The sequence below is a fragment of the Enterococcus sp. DIV1682a genome (assembly GCF_051711005.1).
In the GTDB taxonomy this organism is placed as follows: domain Bacteria; phylum Bacillota; class Bacilli; order Lactobacillales; family Enterococcaceae; genus Enterococcus_B; species Enterococcus_B hirae.
Window position 1 is genome coordinate 1,341,437 of record NZ_JBIOLT010000001.1, and the last position, 25,546, is coordinate 1,366,982.

Annotated in this window: 23 protein-coding genes; 17 read left to right on the forward strand and 6 right to left on the reverse strand. The window is 38.0% G+C overall.

The genetic code is table 11. The annotated features are described in order from the left end of the window. The first annotated feature begins 1 nt into the window (after window position 1). The 3 genes from rph (at window position 2) to cbpB (ending at window position 2,468) form a co-directional block, all read left to right on the forward strand. The gene (gene rph, locus IGJ23_RS06100; protein WP_010737495.1) at window positions 2-1,351 is read left to right on the forward strand and encodes a ribonuclease PH; all 1,350 of its coding nucleotides are present in this window, start codon (window positions 2-4) and stop codon (window positions 1,349-1,351) included. Beyond that, window positions 1,348-1,860 carry a metallophosphoesterase gene (locus tag IGJ23_RS06105; protein WP_010737496.1) on the forward strand — a complete coding sequence of 171 codons (513 nt, stop codon included), beginning with the start codon at window positions 1,348-1,350 and terminating at the stop codon, window positions 1,858-1,860. Before rph ends, IGJ23_RS06105 begins: the two co-directional genes overlap by 4 nt. Before the next feature lie 107 nt (window positions 1,861-1,967). Continuing rightward, window positions 1,968-2,468 (forward strand): cyclic-di-AMP-binding protein CbpB, encoded by a 501-nt coding sequence (gene cbpB / locus IGJ23_RS06110; protein ID WP_010719279.1) that lies wholly within the window; start codon window positions 1,968-1,970, stop codon window positions 2,466-2,468. Between the two features lie 90 nt (window positions 2,469-2,558). On the opposite strand, the gene IGJ23_RS06115 is transcribed toward cbpB, so the two are convergent. Beyond that, window positions 2,559-3,473 carry a mechanosensitive ion channel family protein gene (locus IGJ23_RS06115; protein WP_034697771.1) on the reverse strand — a complete coding sequence of 305 codons (915 nt, stop codon included), beginning with the start codon at window positions 3,471-3,473 and terminating at the stop codon, window positions 2,559-2,561. 168 nt (window positions 3,474-3,641) lie between these two features. Here IGJ23_RS06115 and IGJ23_RS06120 point away from each other — a divergent pair, with 168 nt between their 5' ends. Beyond that, window positions 3,642-4,655, forward strand: coding sequence for a branched-chain amino acid aminotransferase (locus IGJ23_RS06120; protein WP_010719277.1), 1,014 nt, complete (start codon window positions 3,642-3,644; stop codon window positions 4,653-4,655). 448 nt (window positions 4,656-5,103) lie between these two features. Here the strand turns inward: IGJ23_RS06120 and fabI are convergent, their stop codons facing one another. After that, window positions 5,104-5,859: an enoyl-ACP reductase FabI gene (fabI, locus tag IGJ23_RS06125; protein WP_010719275.1), complete on the reverse strand. Its 756-nt coding sequence runs from the start codon at window positions 5,857-5,859 to the stop codon at window positions 5,104-5,106. Between the two features lie 216 nt (window positions 5,860-6,075). Here fabI and fabZ point away from each other — a divergent pair, with 216 nt between their 5' ends. After that, on the forward strand, window positions 6,076-6,516 hold the full coding sequence (fabZ, locus tag IGJ23_RS06130) for a 3-hydroxyacyl-ACP dehydratase FabZ (protein WP_010719274.1): 441 nt from the start codon (window positions 6,076-6,078) through the stop codon (window positions 6,514-6,516). Window positions 6,517-6,643: 127 nt separating this feature from the next. On the opposite strand, the gene IGJ23_RS06135 is transcribed toward fabZ, so the two are convergent. After that, window positions 6,644-7,402, reverse strand: coding sequence for a peptidylprolyl isomerase (locus IGJ23_RS06135; protein ID WP_010719273.1), 759 nt, complete (start codon window positions 7,400-7,402; stop codon window positions 6,644-6,646). Between the two features lie 184 nt (window positions 7,403-7,586). On the opposite strand from IGJ23_RS06135, the gene IGJ23_RS06140 reads away from it, so the two are divergent. The 3 genes from IGJ23_RS06140 to IGJ23_RS06150 all read left to right on the forward strand — a co-directional run bounded on the left by IGJ23_RS06140 (window position 7,587) and on the right by IGJ23_RS06150 (window position 12,314). Then, window positions 7,587-8,681 carry a DUF871 domain-containing protein gene (locus IGJ23_RS06140; protein ID WP_010719272.1) on the forward strand — a complete coding sequence of 365 codons (1,095 nt, stop codon included), beginning with the start codon at window positions 7,587-7,589 and terminating at the stop codon, window positions 8,679-8,681. 341 nt (window positions 8,682-9,022) lie between these two features. Continuing rightward, window positions 9,023-9,958, forward strand: a complete 936-nt coding sequence (locus tag IGJ23_RS06145; RefSeq protein ID WP_053766076.1) for an alpha/beta hydrolase — start codon at window positions 9,023-9,025, stop codon at window positions 9,956-9,958. A 598-nt stretch (window positions 9,959-10,556) separates the two neighbouring features. Then, window positions 10,557-12,314, forward strand: a complete 1,758-nt coding sequence (locus IGJ23_RS06150) for a hypothetical protein (protein WP_438772443.1) — start codon at window positions 10,557-10,559, stop codon at window positions 12,312-12,314. 131 nt (window positions 12,315-12,445) lie between these two features. Here the strand turns inward: IGJ23_RS06150 and gap are convergent, their stop codons facing one another. Then, window positions 12,446-13,456 (reverse strand): type I glyceraldehyde-3-phosphate dehydrogenase, encoded by a 1,011-nt coding sequence (gene gap, locus IGJ23_RS06155; RefSeq protein WP_010719268.1) that lies wholly within the window; start codon window positions 13,454-13,456, stop codon window positions 12,446-12,448. Window positions 13,457-13,785: 329 nt separating this feature from the next. On the opposite strand from gap, the gene obgE reads away from it, so the two are divergent. The 7 genes from obgE to IGJ23_RS06190 all read left to right on the forward strand — a co-directional run bounded on the left by obgE (window position 13,786) and on the right by IGJ23_RS06190 (window position 21,286). Further along, entirely contained in the window at window positions 13,786-15,099 is a 1,314-nt protein-coding gene (obgE, locus tag IGJ23_RS06160; protein ID WP_161652423.1) for a GTPase ObgE, read from the forward strand. A 267-nt stretch (window positions 15,100-15,366) separates the two neighbouring features. Continuing rightward, window positions 15,367-15,918, forward strand: coding sequence for a DUF1269 domain-containing protein (locus IGJ23_RS06165; RefSeq protein ID WP_207432260.1), 552 nt, complete (start codon window positions 15,367-15,369; stop codon window positions 15,916-15,918). Between the two features lie 164 nt (window positions 15,919-16,082). Beyond that, window positions 16,083-17,036: a ribonuclease Z gene (rnz, locus tag IGJ23_RS06170; RefSeq protein WP_438774697.1), complete on the forward strand. Its 954-nt coding sequence runs from the start codon at window positions 16,083-16,085 to the stop codon at window positions 17,034-17,036. Continuing rightward, a complete protein-coding gene (locus tag IGJ23_RS06175; RefSeq protein ID WP_010737503.1) occupies window positions 17,020-17,808 on the forward strand; it encodes an SDR family NAD(P)-dependent oxidoreductase in 789 nt (262 codons plus the stop codon). Before rnz ends, IGJ23_RS06175 begins: the two co-directional genes overlap by 17 nt. 10 nt (window positions 17,809-17,818) lie before the next feature. Next, on the forward strand, window positions 17,819-18,256 hold the full coding sequence (locus IGJ23_RS06180) for a LapA family protein (RefSeq protein ID WP_010719263.1): 438 nt from the start codon (window positions 17,819-17,821) through the stop codon (window positions 18,254-18,256). Window positions 18,257-18,462: 206 nt separating this feature from the next. Next, window positions 18,463-20,760: a single-stranded-DNA-specific exonuclease RecJ gene (gene recJ, locus IGJ23_RS06185; protein ID WP_094940435.1), complete on the forward strand. Its 2,298-nt coding sequence runs from the start codon at window positions 18,463-18,465 to the stop codon at window positions 20,758-20,760. A 13-nt stretch (window positions 20,761-20,773) separates the two neighbouring features. Beyond that, on the forward strand, window positions 20,774-21,286 hold the full coding sequence (locus IGJ23_RS06190; RefSeq protein ID WP_010719261.1) for an adenine phosphoribosyltransferase: 513 nt from the start codon (window positions 20,774-20,776) through the stop codon (window positions 21,284-21,286). A gap of 276 nt (window positions 21,287-21,562) precedes the next feature. Here IGJ23_RS06190 and IGJ23_RS06195 read toward each other — a convergent pair whose 3' ends face one another. Together IGJ23_RS06195 and lexA are read right to left on the reverse strand one after the other, a co-directional pair. Beyond that, window positions 21,563-21,781 carry a hypothetical protein gene (locus IGJ23_RS06195; RefSeq protein ID WP_010719260.1) on the reverse strand — a complete coding sequence of 73 codons (219 nt, stop codon included), beginning with the start codon at window positions 21,779-21,781 and terminating at the stop codon, window positions 21,563-21,565. 507 nt (window positions 21,782-22,288) lie between these two features. After that, window positions 22,289-22,912 (reverse strand): transcriptional repressor LexA, encoded by a 624-nt coding sequence (gene lexA / locus IGJ23_RS06200; RefSeq protein ID WP_010719259.1) that lies wholly within the window; start codon window positions 22,910-22,912, stop codon window positions 22,289-22,291. A gap of 148 nt (window positions 22,913-23,060) precedes the next feature. Between lexA and IGJ23_RS06205 the strand changes: the two genes are divergently transcribed. Together IGJ23_RS06205 and tkt are read left to right on the forward strand one after the other, a co-directional pair. Beyond that, on the forward strand, window positions 23,061-23,315 hold the full coding sequence (locus IGJ23_RS06205; protein WP_010719258.1) for a DUF896 family protein: 255 nt from the start codon (window positions 23,061-23,063) through the stop codon (window positions 23,313-23,315). A 98-nt stretch (window positions 23,316-23,413) separates the two neighbouring features. After that, window positions 23,414-25,408, forward strand: a complete 1,995-nt coding sequence (gene tkt / locus IGJ23_RS06210; protein ID WP_010737506.1) for a transketolase — start codon at window positions 23,414-23,416, stop codon at window positions 25,406-25,408. Window positions 25,409-25,546: the final 138 nt, after the last annotated feature.

Sequence of the window (25,546 nt, forward strand, 5' to 3'; positions counted from 1 at the left end):
GATGCGTCACGATGGAAGACAACCTCAGCAGTTAAGAAAAATAAAGATTGAAACAAATGTTTTTAAACATCCAGAAGGTTCTGTTATGATTCACTTTGGTGATACGATCGTCAATTGTTCTGCTACGATTGAAGAAAACGTTCCGCCATTTTTAAGAGAAACAGGAACTGGTTGGGTAACAGCAGAATATAGCATGTTGCCACGTGCGACTCATACTAGAAATCGAAGAGAAAGCAGCAAAGGAAAACTTTCAGGACGCACAATGGAAATCCAACGGTTGATTGGTCGTTCGTTAAGAGCGGTCGTTGATCTGAAAAAGTTAGGCGAACGTAGTATTATCATTGATTGCGATGTTTTGCAAGCAGATGGTGGGACAAGAACGGCTAGCATCACAGGAGCTTTTATTGCGTTAAAATTAGCAGTCGAAAAGTTACTTCAAACAAAAGTTTTACGTGAAGACCCAGTTATTGAACATTTAGCTGCTATCAGTGTTGGGATTTTACCCGATCAGACATGTGTGGCAGATTTAGATTATGAAGAAGATGCTGCAGCGCTAGTCGATATGAATCTAGTCATGACTGAATCTGGCAAATTTGTCGAGATTCAAGGAACTGGGGAAGAAGCAACCTTTGATGGAGAACAATTAAACGATCTGCTCTTTTATGGGAAAACGGCGATTGAGCAATTGATTCTTGAACAAAAAAATGTCTTGTTCGAGCAACGAGCAGAAAGAGAGGACGATTTGAAGACGATCGTTATTGCTACCAAAAATGCTGGGAAAGCAGAAGAATTTAAAGCGATGTTTGGCAAAGCAGGTTATGAAGTCAAAACATTGTTTGACTATCCTGAATTACCTGATGTAGAAGAAACTGGTTCAACGTTTGAGGAAAATGCTCGTCTGAAGGCGGAAACGATTGCTTATTTGTTGAATCAACCTGTATTAGCTGATGACTCTGGTTTGAAAGTAGATGCTTTAGGCGGCATGCCAGGGATCTACTCTGCACGATTTGCCGGCGAACACAAAAGTGACGCAGGAAACAATGCGAAATTACTTTATGAGATGACGGAGATTCCAGATGAGAAAAGAACGGCGCAATTTCATTGCACCTTGGTTTTTGCTGCACCGGATAAAGAAAGTCTAGTGGTGGAAGCGCAATGGCCAGGAAAAGTAGGAAGAATCCCAAGAGGAGACAACGGCTTTGGGTATGATCCACTATTTATTCCTGACGGTTCAACTGAAACTGCAGCCGAAATGTCAAGTGAAGAAAAAAACCAAGTCAGCCACCGGGCACAAGCAATGAAAAAATTGAGCCAAGTATGGCAAAGCTGGTTGGAAGGTGAAAACAAATGAAATATTTAGTTGTCAGTGATAACCATGGTGATCGGGAAATCTTAGCTGATCTAGTTGCTCGTTATCAAACGAAAGTGGATTTCTTCTTTCACTGTGGCGATTCAGAATTATCGCCAGAAGATCAATTGTGGACGCACTTCCATGTAGTCAAGGGAAATTGTGATTTCGGACCGGGATTTGTTGAAAAAGAGTGGGTTGATACTGGGAAAGATAAAATATTTATCACTCATGGACATTTGGCAAATGTTCGTTTTGGTCTTACTCAATTAGCGCTTGAAGCGCAAGCCAACCAAGCAACGATGGTCTTTTTTGGTCATACGCATCAAATTGGTTGTGAGGTAGTAGAAGGGGTCTTGTATTTGAATCCTGGAAGCATTTCGCAACCACGAGGACCGATCCAAATCCCTTCTTATGCCTTGATTGAACACAGTGGAGAACAAGTCAATGTTCAATATTATAATCGAGCGCATCAACCTGTCGAGGAACTGGCTTTCACTTTTTCCTTGTAAGCAAAAAATCTCTAATTTTTACTAAAATCTCGATTTTTTATATGAATTTTGCATCCGTTTTCGGTAAAATAATTATGTTGAAATGAAATTGAAATGGAGGCCCTCCAATGATTGGACCGATTGTAAGAGAGTTATTGCTACAAAATCGAGAGACTTTTTTGATCTCGGCTGAAAATGTAGCGAATGTCATGTATCAACATCCATTATCACATGGTTTGCTTGTTTTATCGAAAGTAGGTTATACGAAGATCCCTGTACTAGGAAAAGATGACCGTTTCGTGGGATTAGTTAGCTTATCTGATGTCGTCAATAAAATGATCGATCTACAAACGATCAGCATGGACCCATTAGAAGGACTAACCGTTGCAGATGTAATGGAAACGAATGTTGCAACGATCGATGAAAATTGGGAACTAGAAGAAGTTCTCCATTTATTAGTTGATTCACCTTTTCTACCGGTTGTTACAGAAGACAAAGTTTTTAAAGGGATCATTACTCGAAAAGAACTACTAAAGGCAGTCAACTATATGGTGCATGAATTGGAACGACGAAACATTGTTTCGCCTAAAGTCGAAGAATTAAAAGAAAAGTTAGACATCGTTAGTTAACGATTAAAGCAAAAAAGATTGAGACTGATTACACTTATTTCTCCATTAAGGTCATTTAATGGAAAGCGTAAGGAATCGTCTCAATCTTTTTTATTTCAAGCTGATCGGGCTGTTAGGAATGGTAAATCCTGCTGTTGTCAATTCTTTTACATAAGAACTCAAAAATTCTTCTTTCAAAACAAATTGTTTCCCATTCAAGGCATAACAAATGGTTCGAATCGCAAAATTACTGTTCCCTAAATCGACTAATCCAAAAATTGTTGGTTCAGTTTGTAAGTCGTCTTGGTATTTTTCAGCTAATCGTTGATTTACACGATCGATGATTTCGTAGATAGAATCATAGCCTTCTTCCGGCACGATGCGAATATCAAGTAGAACTTGCATATTCGCTCTGGATAGATTGCTGATAGTCGTGATGTTTCGATTGGGAATAAAGTGGACCGTACCGTCTACGGCTTTTAACTGTAACGTCCGAATACCGACAGAAGCCACTGTTCCTTCAATTGACAGATTCGCTAATTTTACATAATCTCCGACATCCATTTGTTGTTCCATAATAATGAAAAAGCCAGTAATCACATCACTCATAAAGCCTTGTGCGCCCAATCCAATTGCTACCCCAGCAATTCCCGCTCCTGCCAACAATGAACCAATCGGAACACCAATGACGGATAAAATCGCATAAATAAAGAAAAAACCCATCGTGTATTGGAAAATCGTATTTAACAGACTGTGTAACGTTTTTAAACGACTTTCATTCAAAACCGATTTCTTAGAATATTGTTTAAAAGATTTATCAATTAAATATTTTCCGACACGGTTGAGTATGGCAAATAAAAGAATTAAAAAAACTAAATAAAGTCCTTTTTGGATGAAGGTTGCAAAAATTGCATCCCAATCGATCGTATTCCAGAAACGTTGAAAAGCATTCACTTGGTGGACTGCTTGGTCAGTTAATGTTTCACCAGTGGAAGTGGTTGCTGTTGTCGCTAGTTGTAAAAACATAAGATCCCCTTTTCTAAAATATATACTCACTACTGTATTGTAACAAGAACGAGGGAAAAAGAAAATCAGCAAAACTGTTTCAAATTTCAGAAATTTTCCAAAAAATAAAATGACAAACCTCAAGGATAGTGCTAAAATATTCACAAAACAAAGATAGGTGGAATGAATATGCAATTGGATTGGAATAATTTAGGTTTCTCATATATCAAAACTCCTTGGCGTTACGTTGCAAAGTGGAAAGATGGTCAATGGGAAAAAGGAGAATTGACGGAAGACAACTATTTAACAATCCATGAAGGTTCTCCAGCGCTTCATTATGGACAACAATGCTTTGAAGGATTAAAAGCTTACCGAAGAAAAGATGGCAAGATCAATCTTTTTCGACCAGATCAAAACAGCCGTCGTTTGAATCAAAGTGCTAGACGGTTATTGATGCCGATGGTACCAGAAAAAATGTTCATTGAAGCTGTGAAAGACGTAGTCAAAGCGAACGAAGCATTTGTACCACCTTATGGAACAGGCGCAACATTATACTTACGTCCTTTTCTGATTGGTGTCGGTGAAAACATTGGTGTACACCCAGCGCCAGAGTACTTATTTGTCGTTTTCTGTACACCAGTTGGTGCTTACTTTAAAGGTGGTTTGAAACCAACGAACTTTATCGTATCAGAGTACGACCGGGCAGCACCTAATGGAACAGGGGCAGCAAAAGTAGGAGGGAACTATGCAGCTAGTCTGTTGCCAGGTACACAAGCGAAGGAATTAGATTATTCAGACTGCGTGTATTTAGATCCTGCTACTCACACGAAAATTGAAGAAGTCGGTGCAGCGAATTTCTTTGGTATTACTAAAGATGGGCAATTTATCACACCGCAATCGCCATCGATTTTACCGAGTATCACGAAATATTCACTCTTACAATTGGCTGAAGAGCGTTTAGGCTTAACTGCTGTCGAAGGGGATATCTTTATTGATCAATTAGATCAGTTTGCCGAAGCAGGAGCGTGTGGCACAGCAGCGGTCATCTCACCGATCGGAGGGATCTATTATCAAAATAACTTACATGTTTTCCATAGCGAAACAGAAGTTGGTCCTGTAACTAAACGATTGTATGATGAATTGACAGGGATCCAGTTTGGCGATGTAGAAGCGCCTGAGGGTTGGATCGAAGTAGTCGAATAAACAACAGTATAATCTAATAAAAAAGAGATGCTACGATTTCTAGGACAGATATAGATGATCTGTCCTAGTTTTTTTATAAATTAGTTTTACAAGCTTTCTTGCCACATACTACTTTAGAAGAGTTTATCCATCACCAAATAGAAGATACAATTTCACTCATATTAAAATATAAACTGTTTATATTTTAACAATCAATTGGCTTGTAATCTGCCGCATTAATCTAGATAGGCATATTTCATGCGTATCATTGTCTGGGTCTCATATTTTTTTAGGGATCAATAAAAATAAGACGACCCAATATTGATAAGCCTATCAATATTGGGTCGTCGTTTAAAATTTATTTGAAACCGGTGAGTTCGTTAGTGTTAAACGAATTTTCCGTTATCTTACTTAAATAAAAAGCGATTCGCGTTGTTTTAATGGGATGACTAAAGTAAATAGGGTTCTCTTAAGATAAGTGGACGCCTTTATCTACATAAACAATGTCGCCAATCATTCCGCTTGATAATGGGCTAATTAAAAAGGCACAGGCATTTCCGACTTCTTCGATCGTCACACCTTGTTGATCTGGTGTACGTGATTCAGATAATTGGATCAATTTTTGGTAATCTTTCACGCCAGTAACCGCTAATGTTTTGATCGCCCCAGCTGAAATACCGTTGACACGAATGCCTTTAGGAGATAGTTCTGCAGCTAAGTAACGGATGGCTGCTTCTAAAGATGCTTTTGCAATTCCCATCATGTTGTAGTTAGGAATAGCGCGTTCTGATCCTAAATAAGACATGCTTACAATTCCGCTGTTATGTGCTAGATACTTTTGTGCATATTTTGTTACAGCGATTAATGAATAGCTACTGATATCTTGCGCTAATTGATAGCCATCACGTGAGATATCGGATACGTTTCCTGATAATTCTTCTTTGTTTGCGTATGCGATCGCGTGTACTAGGCCGTGGATTTCTCCAGCATATTCGCCGATTGCATCCATTGCTTTTTCAATACTTTCATCACTTGATACATCACATTCCACCGTAAAGGCATCTTCGCCGACTAATTTAAGCAATGATTTTTTCATGCGTTCATTTTGATAAGTATAGATGATCTCAGCACCTTGTTTCATCATTGCTTCGGCACAACCCCAAGCAATACTTCGCTTATTTGCGACGCCCATAATGACGATTTTCTTTCCTTCTAAAAAAGACATATTGACACTCCTTTGATCTTAAAAAGATTTAATAGGTTGTATAATAAACAATAATTGCAAAATAATAACCTCTTGATTTTCTATTATTAGTCAAAATGCTTTGATTGTCAAACTATTTTTTTTAATAATAAAAAAAGATTGCTAAAAATTTAAGAATATGATACTTTGATAATCAAAGTAATAATCAAGGCAATTAGCCAAAAGAAGGAGTATATTATGTCTTACGTATTATCAGCTACTGAAGTAATGGATTTGATTCCCAATCGTTATCCAATATGCTATATCGATTATGTCGATACCTTAGAACCAGGAAAGAAAATCGTCGCAACGAAAAATGTAACAATCAATGAAGATTTCTTCCAAGGACACTTTCCTGATAATCCAGTAATGCCTGGTGCATTGATTCTAGAAACCTTAGCGCAAGCTGGATCGATTCTGATTTTAAAATCAGAAGAATTTTTAGGCAAAAGAGCGTATATCGGTGGGATTAACAAAGCGAAATTTCGCCAGAAAGTGGTTCCTGGTGACGTGATGAAATGTCATTTTGAAATCACAAAAATGAAGGGTGCAGTAGGGACCGCTTTATCTGCGGCTTATGTCGAGGATAAAAAAGTTTGTGAGTGTGAGTTTACTTTTATTGTGAACAAAGATGCTTAATTGGGTAAAGCGGCTTTTTTTATAAAAGCAGAATTTACAAGGACCCAGTTATCAGTAAAAGCCGAAGAACAGCGAAGGGCAATGGAGTACCTTTCGTTATTCTTCGGCTTTTACTTAATGATTCGTCTTATGATTCTTTCGCTTCTTGTAAGATATTGATTTTTTCAATTTTAACCGCTTCTTTTGGTTTATCTGAGGCATCTGTTTCAACCTCTGCGATTTTATCTACAACGTCCATTCCTTCGATGACTTGTCCAAAGACCGTATATTCACCATCTAAACTAGGATAGCCACCATTTTTATACGCATTGATGATTGCTTGAGGGTAATCATCTTTTAATAGTCCGTCATGCATATCATCTGAGTTTTGGACGATAAAAAATTGGCTCCCATTACTGTTAGGATCTTGGGCACGTGCCATGGATAAAGCTCCGCGGATGTTGTAAAGCTGGTTAGATATTTCAGTTTCAAATCCTTTGCCCCAAATACTTTCACCGCCAGTACCATCCCCTTTAGGATCGCCTCCTTGGATCATGAAATCTTTGATCACTCGGTGGAAAGTCAAGCCATCGTAATAGCCATCTTTAGCATGTGTCATAAAATTCTCAACTGCTTTAGGGGCCAATTCAGGGAATAATTTCATTTTGATTGTCCCTTTTGATGTGACCATCTCAACCAGATCTTCATTGGCAGCGACCTCATTGCTCAATTGAGGAAGAGGGAGTGCGTTTAAATCGACACTTTCTTTTGTACTGCTTTCCGTTGTTTTTTCTGTTGAACTTGTTGTTTCAGAAGTGTTTGTTTTTGGTTCACTTTGATTACACCCTGCTGCAAATAGTAGGGTTGCAACCAATCCCATACTTAAAAGAAGTTTTTTTGTTTTCATTTTTGGTTCCTTTCAAAGATAATCAGTTTGTTATCTATAATGATAACAAATAATGTTCAATTTACCTATTCTTTTTCTCATAATTTCTTCGTTTATGATCACTTTTCTCAAAGGTGTAGACCATTTAAAGCGCTTTTGTTATAATGTAAGTGGATACAAAAAAGATTTTGGGAGGATTCAACTGATGGGAAAATTAGGTATTTCGATTTATCCGGAACGTTCAACGTTCAAAAAGGACAAAGCATATTTGGATTTAGCACATAAATATGGATTCAAACGTGTATTTACTAGCTTATTACAAATAGAAGATGACAAAGAGAAGGTTTTAGCTGATTTTTCTAAAGTTGTGGAATATGCAAACCAATTAGGAATGGAAGTTATGGTAGATATCAACCCAGCATTATTTGAACAATTAGGGATATCCTACGATGATCTTTCCTTTTTCCATAAGATGGGAGCGTACGGCATCCGTTTAGATATCGGGTTTACGGGAGCTGAAGAAGCAAAAATGACACGTAATCCATACGGTATTAAGATTGAGATCAATATGAGTTCTGGAACTAGTTATGTTGACAACATCATGAGTTATTCTCCGAATACTAATAATTTGTTAGGGTCTCATAATTTTTACCCTCATCGCTATTCTGGTTTGAGTTATGATCATTTTGTGTATTGCTCAGAAAAATTTAGAAATTATAATTTGAATACAATGGCATTCGTCAATTCTCAAACCGCTGATTTCGGACCATGGCCAACGCAAGACGGGTTGTGTTCGCTTGAAGATCATCGAAACTTAGAGATTTCTACACAAGTCAAGCACTTGATGCTTACGGGTTTGATCGATGATATTTCTATCGGCAATGCTTATGCGAGCGAGGAAGAACTAAAAGCGATGGCAGAAGCATTTAATGCAGATTATCCAACGTTGAAAGTAGATGTTGAAGAAGATATCACCGAAGATGAACGGATTTGTTTGTTTGATAATCTCCACAGCTATCGTGGTGATCGTTCAGAATATATCCTTCGATCAACAATGACACGAATCTACTATAAAGATAAACCATTCCCACCACATAATACCCGGGACATGTCTCGCGGGGATGTCTTGATTGATAATGTGGGGTATGACCAATACAAAGGTGAAACTCAAATTGCGCTAAAAGAGATGAAAAATGACGGTCGTGTGAATGTAGTCGGACGTATTTCAGAAGATGAATTGTTCTTATTAGACTTCTTAAAACCGTGGTCAAGTTTTAAAATGATCGAAAATAAAAAATAATGGTTCCTAACTTTTAAATTTTTTGTTTAAAAGCTAAGAACATCGGGGAAACTTCAAAGCCGGTTAATTCAACTGGTTTTGAAGTTTTTTTTGTAAAAATGATTGAAAAATTGATTAGTCTAAATAATTTGTCAAGATGTTATGTCTCTGAGATAACAAGACTGATCTTGATAGATTAGTTGTGTGAAGATGGTTTTTTTACAACCATTTATAAATGAAATTTGAAGAGAAATGGGTGATGTGGAGCTTTATATTTACTCTTGGAAGGATTGCATCGAATAACTTCTTTGTTTATACTTAATCAAGAATTAGTATTAATAATGGAATAAGGAAGGAAAGCGATGAAACTTTTGACAAAAATAGTAATCGGAATTGCTATTGTCGTGATAGTGGTTCTATTATTTGCAGGCAACTATTTTTATAATTATGCAGTTGTCCCATCAGAAAAGGATTTTTTAGAAAACGATACGCCGGGAACTTCTCAAACAACAAAAGAAAACGAGGCGACAAAGTGGTTCAATCAGAAAGAGAATCGCACTTACTGGCATCTAACATCAACAGATCATTTGAAATTGTCTGCGATCTATCTGCCAGCAGAAAAGAAAAGTGATAAAACAGTTATTGTTGCCCATGGTTATATGGGGAATGCAGAAACAATGGCAAATTATGCAAAAATGTTTCATGATTTAGGCTACAATGTGTTAGTTCCAGATGCTCGAGGCCACGGGCGTAGTGAAGGGGATTATATCGGATTCGGCTGGCCAGAGCGAAAAGATTACGTCCAATGGATCGATAAAATCTTAGCAGAAACAGGGCAGTCGCAACAAATCGTGCTTTATGGAGTAAGTATGGGTGCAGCAACTGTGATGATGACGAGCGGTGAGAAGCTACCAAATAACGTGAAAGCGATCATCGAAGACTGTGGGTATTCGTCAGTTGATGAAGAACTTGCATATCAACTAAAAGATATGTTCAACTTACCTTCTTTTCCATTGATCCAAGTGACTAGCTTGATTACAAAAATTCGAGCAGGGTATTTTTTTGGGGAAGCAAGTGCCGTTGATCAATTAACTAAAAATACGAAACCGATGTTATTTATCCATGGTGATGCGGATACATTCGTTCCCTATAATATGTTAGCAAAAGTATATGCTGCAACTAAGGGACCAAAAGAAAAATACGTGGTCAAGGGAGCCGAACACGCAAAAGCGTATCAGGCAGACCCAGAAAAGTATCAGCAAACCGTCAAAGAGTTTTTAGCAAAATATGTCCAATGAGTTGTTTGCTAATAGCTAATACAAAAATAATTTTAGGATTCTAATAGAGAGAACTCATTCTTTTTATTTACCGGCAGTCATCCGTTCACAATAGAAATATGGGTGACTGCTTACATATATAGTTGAGAATTTTACATAAATCAGACAAAAAAACGAACGAAAATCAAGAATAGGCAAAGAGGAACCTTTCTGTCATTATCGAAAAATACATTGTGAAGAATGAAAATAGAGAAAATGAATTTAGGAGCCTTTTTGACATAAAAACAGATATAAAATCGTTTCATGAAAAAAAGCGAATCAATCGCACGAAACGATTTTTATTATAAAAAATGATCTCAAGAAAGGGAGCGAAAAAATGCCACTGGCAAATAAACTAGAACTAGAACAAGCTTTGCGCGCACGATTATTAGTCAATTCAATATCCTCTAAAGATACTAAAAATTCAGTTGTGAACCGCACAAAACGTTTGTTCAAAAAAAAACCTTCGATTGAAGTAAATAAGCAAGACAAATTTGGGAATTTCAAAATGTATGAACAATTTTTTGATCTTCCAGTTGGAGATATTCGGCATATTCCTGATTTGAATGAGACGAAAGCGATGTTTAAAGAGTATTTGAAAATTTGGGGTCATATGATCAACGTGAGTGCCGATCCTAACATAACAAGTTTAGTTGAAGAAAAAGGTCAGTTTACAATGTACGATTCATTCGAACGGAGTAGCGATGCTATCCAAGATACACAAAAAATAGAACAGGAACTCTTACACTTAAGTGGAGATGAAGCTCGTTTTCTCGTATTACCACTCCTAAGTGGGAGACCGTTACATAAAGAGGAAAAAGAGTTGATTAAGGACACCACTGAAAACGAGCCTGTATACACTAGTTTAACAGGAGCAATTATCCAAAATCAAAACAATAAATATCTCGTTACACTGGTAACTTCGAATGACCAAGAGCTCACGATTCGCAAATGCGCAATCGATCAAGACAAAACCAAAGAGTTAGCCAATCTATTGGGCACGCCATTACACTCTAGCCATGAGAATGAGACTACACTAGTGGATAAATTTGAGAATCTTAGGAATAAACAAGAAATAAAAGAAACGGCAAAGAATATATCACATTCAAAAAAATTTCATTTCTTACTTCCGCAACTATATTACACTGTTGACTACATTTTTTATGGGAATGCTATTGATCAAATTCATGAGGATGTTCAAAAGAGCGGTCAAATACAAGGTCAGAAGGTTAAGGCCATTGATGAACAAACGAAGCCCCAAATGGATTACTTCAATCTTACACCAGCAACTCAACAAAATAATCATAAACGTTTGATGAATGAGTTTCATTACGCAGCACTTAAGAGGATGAACCAATTACAATATTCGGAAAATCTTCTTCATTCGATGGTTATTGTACATAATAAAACTGAACAAGTGGAAAATATGGATAAGAATTGGAAAACAAAAATTGAAGATACAATACTCACAACTTCTCAACAAAGAAAATCGCCGTATAGACAAGATTCAGTAGAAGTAGAAGACAGAGGGATTTACCTAGCTGAGCTGCGGGAACCAAAAGAAATATTTGAGAAAGCAGAAGAACAATTAAAACAGTCAAGAGGGATTGTTCTGCCAAATGAAGTGGCAGCAATTAGCCGTTCACTTCAATATAGTAAGTATTATCAGTTAGAAAAAAATTCGATTGTACAAGAACTCTCTCGATTAATGCCAGGCGATCCAACTTCTTTTCTAGTTACTTCTCATGATATTCAGATCAAGTTGAAGGACAGGGGACCTCATGAAAAACAGAATCTTGGTTGTGTAATACGGAAAAATACTTTCGGGAACTTTATCGTTTCAGTGGTTGATCCCACAGGTTACTATCAAAAAAGAACGCAAGTAAATGGTCTGTTACCTTGTGTACATGAATTTGAAATTTCTAAATCTAACCTATCAGAACTAGCACAAGCACTCAATAAGAGCAACGATAAGAACAAAAGTGACTTTATCCTTCAAAGGGATTTATCTTTAATTAGCAATGGAGGAAAAGTTACAGATTATATCATTGATCAAAGTGCTTATTTAAAATCAAAACAGGGATTTCATCATTTTTCTGCCGCAGTAGATTTTGCTATTTTTTCAAGTACAATGCAGCTAGGGCGTTATGTTTATATTAATGATCTTGAGAAATTGAGTGGAAAAAATACAGAGTTAGCGAATAATTTAGGAGAAGAAAGAGCATTGAAAATAGCTTATCCAGAACACTTTGCTCAAAAGAAAGTGAAAAAAACACGAGCTAGTAATTCGCAAATAAGGGATGTTTATAAAAATTCTATCTTTGATCAAGAGAGATGATAAGGTTTACCATCACTCGTTCTTTTTGAACCAGTTTAGAAGAACTAGACAAAGAGACCGTTTGAACCACTCAACGAGTCGTTCAAACGGTCTCTATTTTCTATCTTTGAAAACATGTGATTTTTTGGTGATTAAAGATTAGCAAATTTTTCCAACAAACGGATCATTTGGCAAGTGAAACCATATTCATTGTCATACCAAGCAACGGTTTTTACGAGTTGGTAATCGCCAGCCGTTGTGACTTCTGTTTGAGTTGGATCGAAAATCGAACCTTGTGTGGTACCGATTACGTCACCAGAGACGATTTGACGATCATCGTAACCAAATGATGGATTGTCTTCGGTATGTTTCTTGATCGCTTCGTTCACTTGTTCAGCGGTCACTTTTGTTTTTAAAATGGAAACTAGTTCTGTTAATGAACCATCCACTACAGGTACTCGTTGTGCGTGACCTTGCAATTTCCCTTGAAGCTCTGGAATAACTAAGCCAATTGCTTTTGCCGCACCTGTTGAGTGAGGGATCGTGTTGTCAGCTGCTGATCGAGCTGCCCGTAAATTTCCACCTTTTACTGGTCCGTCTAATAACATTTGTGTAGAAGTATAAGCATGAACGGTAGTCATAGTCCCCACTTCGATACCAAATTCATTATTTAAGAAATAAGCCATCGGTGCTAAACAGTTTGTCGTACAAGAGCCTGCCGAAATGATTTTATCATTAGCATCTAACGTATCATCATTTACATTGTATACGATAGTTTTCATTGCACCAGCAGGAGCAGAGATCACTACACGTTTTACCCCAGCGTTTAAATGGGCTTGTGCTTTTTCTTCCGAAGTATAAAAACCAGTACATTCCAGTACGATATCGACCCCGTTTTCTTTAACCCAAGGGATTTTACTTGCATCTGGTTCAGCATAGACACGCGTTTCTTCACCATCTACTACGATTGAGTCTTCTGTTGCAGTAACTGTACCGGGATAGGTTCCATGAGTTGAATCAAATTGTAGCAACTGTGCCAACATTGTTGGGCTAGTTAAGTCATTGATTGCTACGACTTCAATATCATCAGATACTTCTTTGATTCGGCGGAAAGCTAAACGTCCAATACGTCCAAATCCGTTAATACCTACTTTTACTGTCATAATCAAAAGTTCCTCCTTTAGTGATATTGAGGGTGCAAACTTCGCATCCTTGATTAATACACTGTCATTTTCCTCCTGTTCACAAAATTTGTCAAAAAAAGATACTTACAAAAGTAAAGTGATAAAATGGTCTGAGAGATGTCAAGCACTAGGATATCTTTGAAACAATTTACTTAAGTAAAATAGAAAAAATGAACAAAACCTGGAAAGTTTAATTGAAACGATAGACAAAATAGCTTTTGACCGATAAAATAAATAAGACTTTTGTTTATTGTGGAAATTCAGGCAGTCAAATGAATAATAGATAATTAAAATAGGAGGACTTAAAGATGTCCATGTTTTTAGATCAAGTAACCATCGATGTGAAGGCCGGTAAAGGCGGCGACGGAATGGTCGCTTTTCGCAGAGAAAAATATGTACCTGATGGAGGACCTGCTGGTGGTGACGGCGGTCGTGGCGGTGACGTCATTTTGATCGTTGATGAAGGTTTACGTACATTAATGGATTTTCGTTTCAATCGCCATTTTAAAGCACAGCCAGGAGAAAACGGAATGAGTAAAGGGATGCACGGTCGGGGTTCAGAAGATACTTATGTAAAAGTCCCTCAAGGAACGACTGTCCGTGATGCTGAAACAGGCGCTTTGTTAGGCGATTTGATTGAAAATGGTCAAACTTTAATCGTTGCTAAAGGCGGTCGAGGGGGACGAGGAAACATCCGCTTTGCTTCTCCACGAAACCCAGCACCAGAAATTGCAGAAAACGGCGAACCAGGTCAGGAACGCAGAATCGAATTAGAGCTAAAAGTCTTGGCTGATGTTGGGCTAGTAGGCTTTCCATCTGTAGGTAAATCAACGCTGCTTTCAGTTATTTCTTCTGCTCGTCCTAAAATCGGCGCGTACCATTTCACGACATTAGTACCAAATCTTGGTATGGTAACAACTAGCGATGGACGCAGTTTTGCAGCAGCGGACCTTCCTGGATTGATTGAAGGAGCTTCTCAAGGTGTTGGCTTAGGAACGCAGTTTTTACGTCATATCGAACGTACTCGTGTTATTTTACATGTGATTGATATGAGTGGGATGGAAGGCAGAGATCCTTACGAAGACTATTTGGCGATCAACCATGAATTGTCTACTTATAATCTTCGTTTATTGGAACGACCTCAAATAATTGTAGCCAATAAAATGGACATGCCAAACGCAGAAGAAAATTTGAAAAAATTCAAAGAGCAGCTTAATAAAGAAAAAACAGATGAATTTGCAGACGATATGCCGATTTTTCCAGTTTCAGGGGTAACAAGAAAAGGCATTGATCCATTGCTGAATGCGACAGCGGATCTTCTAGAAGTAACACCAGAGTTTCCGTTATATGATGAAGAAATCGAAGAAGAAACAGTTCAATATGGATTCAATCCAGAAGGGCCAGAATTTAAAATCGATCGAGATCCTGATGCTACTTGGATCTTATCAGGAGAAAAAATTGAGAAACTATTCCAAATGACGAATTTCGATCACGATGAAACTGTTATGCGTTTTGCTCGTCAGTTGAGAGGAATGGGCGTTGACGAAGCTTTACGTGCCCGTGGAGCAAAAGATGGCGATCTAGTGAGAATCGGTGAATTTGAATTTGAGTTTGTCGAATAAGATTACGTATGCTCATGAAAAGAGCCCATGTTAACACTCAATATCAACAAAGCGTCAAACCAGAAAAATGGTTTGGCGCTTTTTTGGTTTAAGCATTGGTAGGATTTGTCTTTTGGTAAAAATTTTTAAGCTATCATCAATAGTGCTCAGAAAGATTTTTTAATAGGAAAAATTTATATTTCTTATATGTTATTTATTAAAGGGTTTTTCCTTTTGTTTTTTTAAAATAAAAGTTAGAATAAAGAAAATGAATAGAGGAGTGTTTTTATGAGCAAACGAGTGATTATTTTGAATTTCCCTGTAGAGAGTCAAGCTTACCAAGCATTTTCTGAAATCAAACGATTACACGCTTCTCGTGCCATCAAGGGTGAACAAATGGCAGTGATTAGTCATGATCCTAATGGAACGCATCAATTCAAAATAGAGGATTTTTTGGATTTTACTGGAAACAATAAATCTTCAAAAGGTGGTTTAATCGGAATGTTAGTCGGTGTCTTGGGAGGCCCACTAGGGATTCTTTTAGGCTGGTTTGCTGGCGGGATGATCGGTGCTACGCAGGATGCCAAGGAAATCCAAGATGCTCAGACAGTTTTTGATTTTGTGGGCAATAAAATTGGCGAAGGAGCAACCGGTTTGATTTTGATTGCTGAAGAAGAAGATAATCGTCCTTTGAACCAATTAGTCACGATGGATTTAGGTGGCGAAATTACTCGCTTAGATTATGAAGAGGTCGAAGAAGACGTCCACGCTGCTAAAGAAGTCGAAAAACAAACACAAGAAACGGCACGGAAATCGTGGAAAGACAAACATCCTCAATAAAGAGACGAACAGAATAAAGAAAGAGAAACGCGTGAAAAAGGCGTTTTTCTTTTTTTAGTACCAATAAAAATGCAATTATTTAGGAAGCAATACGGACTTTCGGTTGATTATCCGACACATTTCCCATAAAATTAATAGTGAGTTTAAAGAAAGTCAGGTAGATTATGGAATTACAATTTTTAGGAACTGGTGCAGGGGTACCTGCCAAACATCGAAACGTTACCAGTATTGCATTAAAACTTTTGGATGAAAGAAATGAAGTCTGGTTATTTGACTGTGGTGAAGGAACGCAAATGCAAATCTTACGTACCAACATTCGTCCAAGAAAGATTGAAAAGATATTTATTACTCACTTACATGGTGACCATATCTTTGGGTTGCCAGGCTTGTTAAGCAGTCGTTCATTCCAAGGGGGAGATACGCCCCTGGAAATCTACGGACCAAAAGGAATCGAAACATTTGTCAAAACTTCGTTAGCTGTTTCGCAAACACGTTTAGGCTATCCGTTGAAATTCATCGAGTTAGTTGAAGATCAGCCGATTTTTCAAGATCAGCATTTTTCTGTCTATACTAAAAAATTAGATCATGGAATTGCCAGCTATGGCTTTCGGGTTGTGGAACATGACCATAAAGGAGAGCTTCAAGTTGAAAAATTACAAGAACTGAATATTCCGGCTGGACCAATATATGCAAAGTTGAAAAAAGGAGAATCTGTTCAATTACCTGATGGAAGGGTTGTGGACGGGAAGCAGTTTGTGGGACCAGACAAAAAAGGGCGGATCGTTACGATTTTAGGTGATACGAGGAAGACAGCAAATTCAATCGTATTGGCCCAAGACTGTGATGTTTTGGTTCATGAAAGTACGTTTAACAAAAATGAAGCCAAGTTGGCAAAGAACTACTTCCATTCGACGACTTATCAAGCGGCTGAAGTAGCTAAAGAAGCAGCAGCGAAAAGTTTGTTATTAACCCATATTAGTGCGCGCTATTTAGGAAAAGCTGCGCAAGAACTAGAAGAAGAGGCACGTGAGGTCTTTGCAAATACAAGGATCATGAAAGATTTTGATACTGTCGATATTCCATTTCGTGAGGAGGAAAAGAATGAATTTAGAAAATAAAGTTGTCTTAGTTACCGGTAGTTCTGGTGGATTGGGCGCTCAAATCTGTTATGAAGCTGCAAAAAAAGGTGCTATCGTCATTGCTTGTGCTCGACGAAGCCAATTGATTGATGAGGTTAAAGCAGAATGTCAGAGATTAAGCGGAAAGGAAGCCTATGCTTTTCCAGTAGATGTGAGTGATCCTGACAGCGTCGATCGGCTCTATGAACAAGTGATGCAAACAGTCGGGCGTGTAGATGTGTTAGTCAATAATGCCGGCTTTGGCATTTTTGAAGATTTTTTAACTTTCGATTTAGGAAAAGCTTACGATATGTTTGAAGTAAATGTACTAGGAATGATGGTCTTAACCCAAAAATTTGCGATTGATATGGCTGAAAGAAGGCAAGGACATATCATCAATATCGCTTCAATGGCTGGGAAAATGGCGACGGCGAAATCAACGATCTATTCAGCAACAAAATTTGCTGTCTTAGGCTTTTCTAATGCCTTACGATTAGAATTAAGACCACTTGGAGTGGCAGTCACTACGGTGAATCCAGGACCGGTTGCTACTGAATTTTTTGATAAAGCTGATCCTACCGGCAGTTATTTAGAAAAAGTTAGTCAACTTGTTTTAGAACCGGAGAAACTAGCAAAAACAATTGTACGAACAATGGAACATCCAAAGCGTGAAGTGAATCGTCCTGTCCTTCTTGAAATAGCGGCTAAATTTTACACTCTCTTTCCGACTATTGGCGACTACCTCGCAAGTGGGATTTTTAATAAAAAGTAGGTGAAAGAGTATGAAAAAACAAAGTAGTGTGATTATTGGATTTTTGCTTGTCTTGATTATTGTCGTATTTGCTGTATTAAACAACAGAAATGTTCCTGTTAACTTTGGGATTGCTTCATTTTCTGCACCATTGATTTTAGTTATCATTGGTTCGGCGATTATTGGTGCATTGATTGTTTTTGTTACTGCATCAACCACTTTATGGCAACAGAAAAAACAAATCAAACAATTAAAGCAGGAACTATCAGATTATCAAGAAAATCTTGATAAAAAAATTGCTGAAGCAAAGGAAGAACAACAACGAACATTCCGAAATGAACGAGCAGAATTAGAAGCTGCTTATCAGGCAGAATTACAAGCAACGAAAAAACAACTACAACAAGCACAGTCGTCAACATCTGATACGCAGAAAATTTCAGCAAAGCAAAGCTATAATTATTTTGACTAAAGTTTTATGAACGAGATCAAAATAAAAGATGGCAGGAACCATTGTTATATTTGGCTGAGAGGAAAAAGCTGAGTTTCGGGTTTGTTAAATGGTCTTCAAAAAGTGAGTAACGACTTTTTGAAGACCATTTTAATGTGTTTGTGGCTATCTTTCTTCTTTTTTTTAAACTTTTCGTTTGCTATAATAACTAGGTTAGGGGTGAGCAAGTGAGACAAGCAAATTATGATTGGCAATTAAGTGAATCAGAACCGACTGAAATGTTTCTTCAAAGTATAAAGCAAGAGAATCTATCGCCTTTTATTGGCAAATTACTTTGGCAACGAGGCTATCGTGATGTAGAGAAAGTAAAAGAATTTTTGAATCCCAAACATCAAGAATTGCATGATCCTTACTTAATGCATGACATGGATAAAGCCATCAGTCGAATCCAAGAAGCGGTGATCAATGGTGAAAAAATAGTCGTTTATGGTGACTACGATGCAGATGGGATTACAAGTACGACAGTGATGAAAGAAACATTGGAGCTACTCGGTGCCAATGTCGAAACATTTTTACCCAATCGTTTTATCCATGGCTATGGACCAAACAAAGCCGTTTATCAAGAAAAAATCGATGCAGGTGCGCAATTGATCATTACAGTGGACAATGGTGTGGCTGGTCACGATGCCGTAGCTTATGCGCAACAAGCAGGTGTTGATGTAATCATCACAGATCACCATGAAATGCCCAGTGAATTACCTGAAGCCTACGCTATCGTACATCCACGACATCCACAAGGGAATTATCCGTTTCCTGATCTAGCAGGTGTCGGAGTAGCTTTTAAAGTGGCAACAGCATTATTAGAAGAACCTCCTGCTGAATTTTTAGATCTAGTGGCGATTGGAACGATTGCAGACTTGGTATCAATGACAGGCGAAAATCGCACACTTGTTGCTTTAGGGTTAGATACGATCAAAGAAACCGAACGGATCGGTTTACAAGCTTTATTTAATGAAAGTGGCGTCTCTATGAAAGAAGCAGATGAAACGACCATCGGCTTTTCAATTGCCCCTCGGCTCAACGCGATTGGCCGAATGGGTGATCCTAATCCAGCTGTCGAGATGCTAGCTACCTTTGATGAGGAAGCGGCACTCACGTATGCCAAAAAACTCAACACGATCAATGAAGAAAGAAAAGCAGTCGTTGAAAAAATTACCCAAGAAGCATTGGAAATGATTGATGAAACGAATCAGATCCACCTTCTTGCCCATCCTGGGTGGCATGAGGGAGTGTTGGGGATCGTAGCTGGTAAGCTGATGAATGCCACTGGTAAACCGACGATCGTCTTAACGATCAAAGAAGATGGTACAGCGAAAGGATCTGGCCGAAGTGTCGAAGCCCTGAATCTATATGAAATGTTAGATGCGATGCGTGACTTATTTACTTTCTTTGGAGGACACCATGCTGCTGTAGGGTTAACGATGCCTAGTGATAATCTTCAAGAATTACAAAAACGAATGAATCAGTATGTTTCCGAACAAAAAATAGATTTGACAAAAGGTGCAGCTTTACCGATCGACGAAGTCCTTACACCCAAAGATGTAACCATTGAATTGCTTAATGAATTAAAGTTACTTGCACCATATGGTACAGACAATGCGGTACCTCACTTTCTGTTTCGCCAAATCTTGGCTGAAAATGTGAAAAGAATTGGTACGAGTCAGCAACATTTGAAGTTAACATTGATGGAAGAAGCTAGTCCGTTAGATGCGGTAGCATTTGGTTTTGGCGACCAAGAAGCTGAGCTGTTAAATAATCCAGTGGATATCGTTGGGAAATTAGCTATCAATGAATGGAACGGTCGGAAAAAACCGCAATTGCTGGTATCAGACTTTGTTGTTGATGGATTTCAAATTTTTGATTGGCGTTCAAAGAGATACCGTCAGTTAACGAAGGTTGATCCACAAACATTGTATCTTGCGTTTGATCGCTCTTCTTTAAAAGAAATCTCTGGACTGGCTACAGACAATGTCCACGTGTTCGAAAGTGTGGAACATATCAAGCAGTTGATCCACGATAATTCATATCATTCCTTGTTGGTAGTTGATTGTCCAAATGATTTAGAAATATTAAAAGAAATCCTTGCCTTTGGTTCTTTCGATCGAATGTACTTATTAGGGATTTCTTATGAAGAAGCTTATTTGAATGGAGTTGGGTCAAGAGAACAATATGCCAAATTGTTCAAACTTATCCATACACAAGAAAAAATAGATATTCGCTATAAATTAGGCTCAATTGCTCAATATCTAAAAATACCACAAAAATTATTAATTTTTATGATTCAGGTGTTTTTTGAATTGAAATTTGTTACAATAGAAGATGGCGTTTTGCAAAAGATCGCTAATCCCAAAAGTCATCCGTTGACTGATAGCGTGCGTTATCAGCAACGAATAAAAAAAATCAAAGTAGAGGAATTCTTATTGTTAAGTGATATTCCCTCTATTAAAAAAAGGTTAACAACCTAGGAGGAGACAAATAGTGGATTTAAAAAAATATATTGCAAGTATTCCTGATTATCCAGCAAAAGGAATTATTTTTCGTGACATCTCGCCCCTTATGGCTGATGGAGATGCCTACAGAGAAGCAACGAAACAGATCGTAGATTATGCGAAAGAAAAAAGAATCGATATGGTTGTAGGACCAGAAGCGCGAGGATTCATCGTTGGCTGTCCTGTAGCTTACGAATTAGGAGTTGGATTTGCACCTGTACGTAAAAAAGGGAAGTTGCCTCGTGAAACGATCGAAGTAACTTACGGACTGGAATACGGTACAGATACATTGACACTCCATAAAGACGCGATCCAACCTGGACAAAGAGTCTTGATTTGTGATGACTTATTGGCTACAGGGGGAACGATCAAAGCAACGATCGAATTAGTAGAAAAATTGGGCGGTGTCGTTGTTGGTTGTGCTTTCTTGATCGAACTAATGGACTTAGATGGTCGTGAAAAAATCGAAGGATATGATATGATCACCTTGATGGAATATTAAACGATTTTTTGCTTAATAAACATTAAAAATAAATGTAAAAAGAAGTGGGACATTAATCAGATTTTTTCTGACTAATTGTCCCACTCTCTTTTTTGTCAAGCAATCCCAAGTACGCTTGCTCACTATTTTTAGTTTGTGCAGGTGTATTTGTAAAAGTAGTCAATTGTTTTTTGATGGGGGGAACAATCGACTACTTTTTTGTGCATGAGCCGTTTTCTGACTCTTACATATGTGTTTTTTTTTATTTCGTTATTCAGGATTCTTTATGGGTCAAGATCAAGAGTGTCTCGATCGATAATAGGAGTCTGGATAAAAAGTGTCATCATGAATCCGACGCCGTTCAGACTGACGGTATTTCTTTTCATCCCACAACATAAACCATAAAGCAAACAACGGAACAAAGATCAACAATGCTGTACGCATACCAAAATTACCAATAATAATGCCTAAAAATAATACCATTAATACTAAGCCAAGACGTCTCATTGATTTCATGATTTCTCACCTCATTATTTTATGCGAACAAAAGTTCGTATAATTAGTATACGAACTTTTGTTCGTTTTGTAAAGAGGGAAGAACAAAAAAGATCGAAATCTATGTGTGTAATACTCAGAATTTTTTTAAACCAGCACAGGTCATTTGCTTATTCACCGTATTCAAAGCAGTTAGCGGTATTTGATCTAAATCATGCCACAGATCATGGTAGGTAAATGACGATTGTAGTTGTACCAAATGAAAAAAATCGAAATGGAAATACGACAAAGATCGACAAAAAAGTAGGAAATCGGTGCATTTTATTTAAGGAGTGAGGAAAGCACAAGAGAAAAAAATCAGGCCGTTTATGGACACTTAATCATCGTTTATCCATCTTAATGCCCATTAAAGAACCCGAGACACTTTGCCCCGGGTTTTTCAGTCTTTATTGATAGATATAGCAGTTACTGCAAATAAATGAGTATGCGAGTAAGACCTTCACTTAAGTCTAGTCAAAAAAATCGTCTTTAATAGATATGACTGCGGTAGAGCCCAACGACTCGACCTAAAATAGAGACTTGATCTAAAATGATCGGTTCAAGAAGATCGTTTTCCGGTTGTAAACGAAAATGATTTTTTTCTTTATAGAATCGTTTACAAGTCGCTTCATCTTCTGCGGTCATTGCAATCACGATATCCCCGTTTTGGGCAGTTTCTTGTTTACGGACAATTACATTATCTCCGTCTAAAATTCCTGCATTGATCATACTTTCTCCGCGGATCGTCAACATGAACAAGCTTCCATCTTCAGAAGAAAGGTTAGGAGGGATCGGAAAGAAATCGGACGCATCTTCAACTGCTAAAATCGGTTCACCTGCAGTGACCACACCAAGCACTGGAATCGTGGAAGGTTTTACCCCTATTTTGGCTAATCCTTGTTTTGTTAATTCGATTGCACGTGGTTTCGTAGGGTCACGTTGAATAAATCCTTTTTTTTCCAATCGTGCAAGATGACCGTGAACTGTGGAGGTAGAAGAAAGCTGAACCGCTTCTCCAATCTCCCGAACAGTTGGTGGGTAGCCTTTTTGGGAAACTTGCTCGTGGATATATCGTAAGACTTCGATTTGTCTGGTTTCGGTTTGTCGGGCCACAGAGTACACCTTCTTTCAATTAATAATTAAATAGTACCACATAAAACTACTTCTTTCAAACAAATGTTCGTATTTAAAATATTTTATACTAGTTGTTTTTTTCGTGATTTTTATATAATATGAAGTAGAGTAAAAAGGAGGACTTGCTATGTTATCACCGGAAAAAATTACCCGCATCAACGAACTGGCCCAAAAAAAGAAAACAGAAGGCTTAACAGCTGACGAAGAAAAAGAACAATTGGCGTTAAGAGAAGAGTATCTGTCTGCTTTTCGTTCTGGGATGCGACACCATATCGAAGGGATGAAAATCGTTGATCCAGAAGGTAACGATGTCACTCCAGAAAAATTGAAAGAAATCCAACGTGAAAAAGGCTTACATCGTCGAGGAAATAAGTTTCAGTAATAATTACTAAAAAACATTGCTTTTTCTAGACGTATCTAATAAAATTAGTAAGTAAGAAATAAAGGTAAAAAAAACCTAAATTAATAGGAGGGGTTATTTTGTTCGACAAAATCGACCAACTTGGCGTTAACACGATCCGTACATTAAGTATTGAAGCAGTTCAAAAGGCAAATTCTGGACACCCAGGGTTACCAATGGGGGCAGCCCCAATGGCATATGCACTCTGGACGAAACATTTGAAAGTGAACCCAACGACTTCAAAAAATTGGGTTGACCGTGACCGTTTTGTCTTATCCGCAGGACATGGTTCGGCAATGTTATACAGCTTACTACATTTATCAGGTTATCAAGTCACAATCGATGACTTAAAACAATTCCGTCAATGGGATTCAAAAACACCTGGACATCCAGAGGTCAATCATACTGACGGAGTAGAAGCAACAACTGGACCGTTAGGACAAGGAATCGCTATGGCTGTAGGTATGGCAATGGCAGAAGCTCACTTGGCAGCAACATATAACAGAGAAAACTTCAAAGTGGTAGATCACTATACTTATTCTCTTTGTGGCGACGGCGACTTGATGGAAGGCGTTTCGCAAGAAGCAAGTTCAATGGCTGCTCACATGAAATTAGGTAAATTGATCGTATTGTATGATTCAAATGATATTTCATTAGATGGTCCTACTTCAAAAGCTTTCACTGAAAATGTAGGAGCTCGTTATGAAGCTTATGGCTGGCAACATATTTTGGTTAAAGATGGAAATGATTTAGAAGCCATCAATCAAGCGATCGAAGAAGCAAAAGCTGAAACTGAAAAACCAACATTGATCGAAGTCAAAACAGTGATCGGCTACGGAGCTCCTAAAGAAGGAACTTCTGCTGTCCATGGGGCACCAATTGGCGATGATGGAATTAAAATGGCTAAAGGAGTGTATGGTTGGGAGTATCCTGATTTCACAGTACCAGAAGAAGTAGCTGAAAGATTCCACCAAACAATGGTTGAAGAAGGGCAAAAAGCTGAAAATGAATGGAAAGAAATGTTTGAAAACTATAAACATGCTTATCCAGAATTAGCTCAACAATTTGAAGATGCGTTTGCTGGAAAACTTCCAGCTGACTGGGATGCTGAATTACCTTCTTATGAAGTAGGCGAAAGTCAAGCTAGCCGGGTTTCAAGCAAAGAAGTGATTCAAGAGTTATCAAAAGCAATCCCAAGTTTCTGGGGCGGATCAGCGGACTTATCAGGTTCGAATAATACGATGGTCACTGCGGACAAAGACTTTACTCCAGAACATTATGAAGGTCGTAATATTTGGTTTGGCGTTCGTGAGTTTGCGATGGCAGCTGCGATGAACGGTATCCAGCTTCATGGCGGAACTCGTATCTATGGCGGCACATTCTTTGTTTTCGTTGATTACTTACGTCCAGCAGTCCGTTTAGCAGCTATTCAAAATACACCGGTCATCTACGTGTTGACACATGATTCAGTGGCGGTTGGTGAAGATGGACCAACACATGAGCCAATCGAACAATTAGCGTCTGTAAGATGTATGCCAGGTGTTCACGTGATTCGTCCAGCCGATGGGAATGAAACACGCGCTGCTTGGAAAGTAGCAATGGAATCGACTGATACACCAACGATCTTGGTTTTAAGTCGTCAAAATCTTCCAGTTCTGCCATCAACGAAAGAAGTGGCAGACGAAATGGTGAAAAAAGGAGCTTATGTACTATCACCAGCTCAAGGGGAAACACCAGAAGGTATCTTGATCGCGACTGGTTCTGAAGTGGATCTAGCAGTCAAAGCACAAAAAGAATTGGCAGCAGCTGGAAAAGATGTTTCAGTCGTTTCAATGCCAAGTTTCGATTTATTTGAAAAACAATCTGCAGAATACAAAGAAAGCGTCTTACCAAAAGCCGTAACAAAACGAGTAGCTATTGAAGCAGCAGCTTCATTTGGTTGGGAACGCTATGTTGGGACAGAAGGAACAACTATCACGATCGATCATTTTGGTGCTTCTGCTCCAGGAAATAAAATTCTTGAAGAATTTGGTTTCACTGTGGAAAATGTTGTAGCAACTTTCAACCAATTATAAAATGAGTTAAAGAAGTTTTACGACAAACGTTTAAGAACATCTGAAAAAGGAAACTATTTTCAGATGTTCTTTTTTTGTAGTAGAAAATTAGAATAATGATTCGTGTTTAATATTACTTAATATTTCTTTAACATTACG

Bases quoted from the DNA above. Each gene is read 5' to 3' on its own strand.
- IGJ23_RS06145 (WP_053766076.1), top strand. From the start codon at position 9,023: ATGAAACTTTTGACAAAAATAGTAATCGGAATTGCTATTGTCGTGATA.
- IGJ23_RS06120 (WP_010719277.1), top strand. From the start codon at position 3,642: ATGCAATTGGATTGGAATAATTTAGGTTTCTCATATATCAAAACTCCT.
- rnz (WP_438774697.1), top strand. From the start codon at position 16,083: ATGGAATTACAATTTTTAGGAACTGGTGCAGGGGTACCTGCCAAACAT.
- IGJ23_RS06205 (WP_010719258.1), top strand. From the start codon at position 23,061: ATGTTATCACCGGAAAAAATTACCCGCATCAACGAACTGGCCCAAAAA.
- IGJ23_RS06135 (WP_010719273.1), bottom strand. From the start codon at position 7,402: ATGAAAACAAAAAAACTTCTTTTAAGTATGGGATTGGTTGCAACCCTA.
- fabI (WP_010719275.1), bottom strand. From the start codon at position 5,859: ATGTCTTTTTTAGAAGGAAAGAAAATCGTCATTATGGGCGTCGCAAAT.
- IGJ23_RS06150 (WP_438772443.1), top strand. From the start codon at position 10,557: ATGTTTAAAGAGTATTTGAAAATTTGGGGTCATATGATCAACGTGAGT.
- rph (WP_010737495.1), top strand. From the start codon at position 2: ATGCGTCACGATGGAAGACAACCTCAGCAGTTAAGAAAAATAAAGATT.
- cbpB (WP_010719279.1), top strand. From the start codon at position 1,968: ATGATTGGACCGATTGTAAGAGAGTTATTGCTACAAAATCGAGAGACT.
- IGJ23_RS06195 (WP_010719260.1), bottom strand. From the start codon at position 21,781: ATGAAATCAATGAGACGTCTTGGCTTAGTATTAATGGTATTATTTTTA.
- IGJ23_RS06165 (WP_207432260.1), top strand. From the start codon at position 15,367: ATGAGCAAACGAGTGATTATTTTGAATTTCCCTGTAGAGAGTCAAGCT.
- fabZ (WP_010719274.1), top strand. From the start codon at position 6,076: ATGTCTTACGTATTATCAGCTACTGAAGTAATGGATTTGATTCCCAAT.
- obgE (WP_161652423.1), top strand. From the start codon at position 13,786: ATGTCCATGTTTTTAGATCAAGTAACCATCGATGTGAAGGCCGGTAAA.
- IGJ23_RS06140 (WP_010719272.1), top strand. From the start codon at position 7,587: ATGGGAAAATTAGGTATTTCGATTTATCCGGAACGTTCAACGTTCAAA.
- gap (WP_010719268.1), bottom strand. From the start codon at position 13,456: ATGACAGTAAAAGTAGGTATTAACGGATTTGGACGTATTGGACGTTTA.
- IGJ23_RS06175 (WP_010737503.1), top strand. From the start codon at position 17,020: ATGAATTTAGAAAATAAAGTTGTCTTAGTTACCGGTAGTTCTGGTGGA.
- IGJ23_RS06105 (WP_010737496.1), top strand. From the start codon at position 1,348: ATGAAATATTTAGTTGTCAGTGATAACCATGGTGATCGGGAAATCTTA.
- IGJ23_RS06115 (WP_034697771.1), bottom strand. From the start codon at position 3,473: ATGTTTTTACAACTAGCGACAACAGCAACCACTTCCACTGGTGAAACA.
- IGJ23_RS06180 (WP_010719263.1), top strand. From the start codon at position 17,819: ATGAAAAAACAAAGTAGTGTGATTATTGGATTTTTGCTTGTCTTGATT.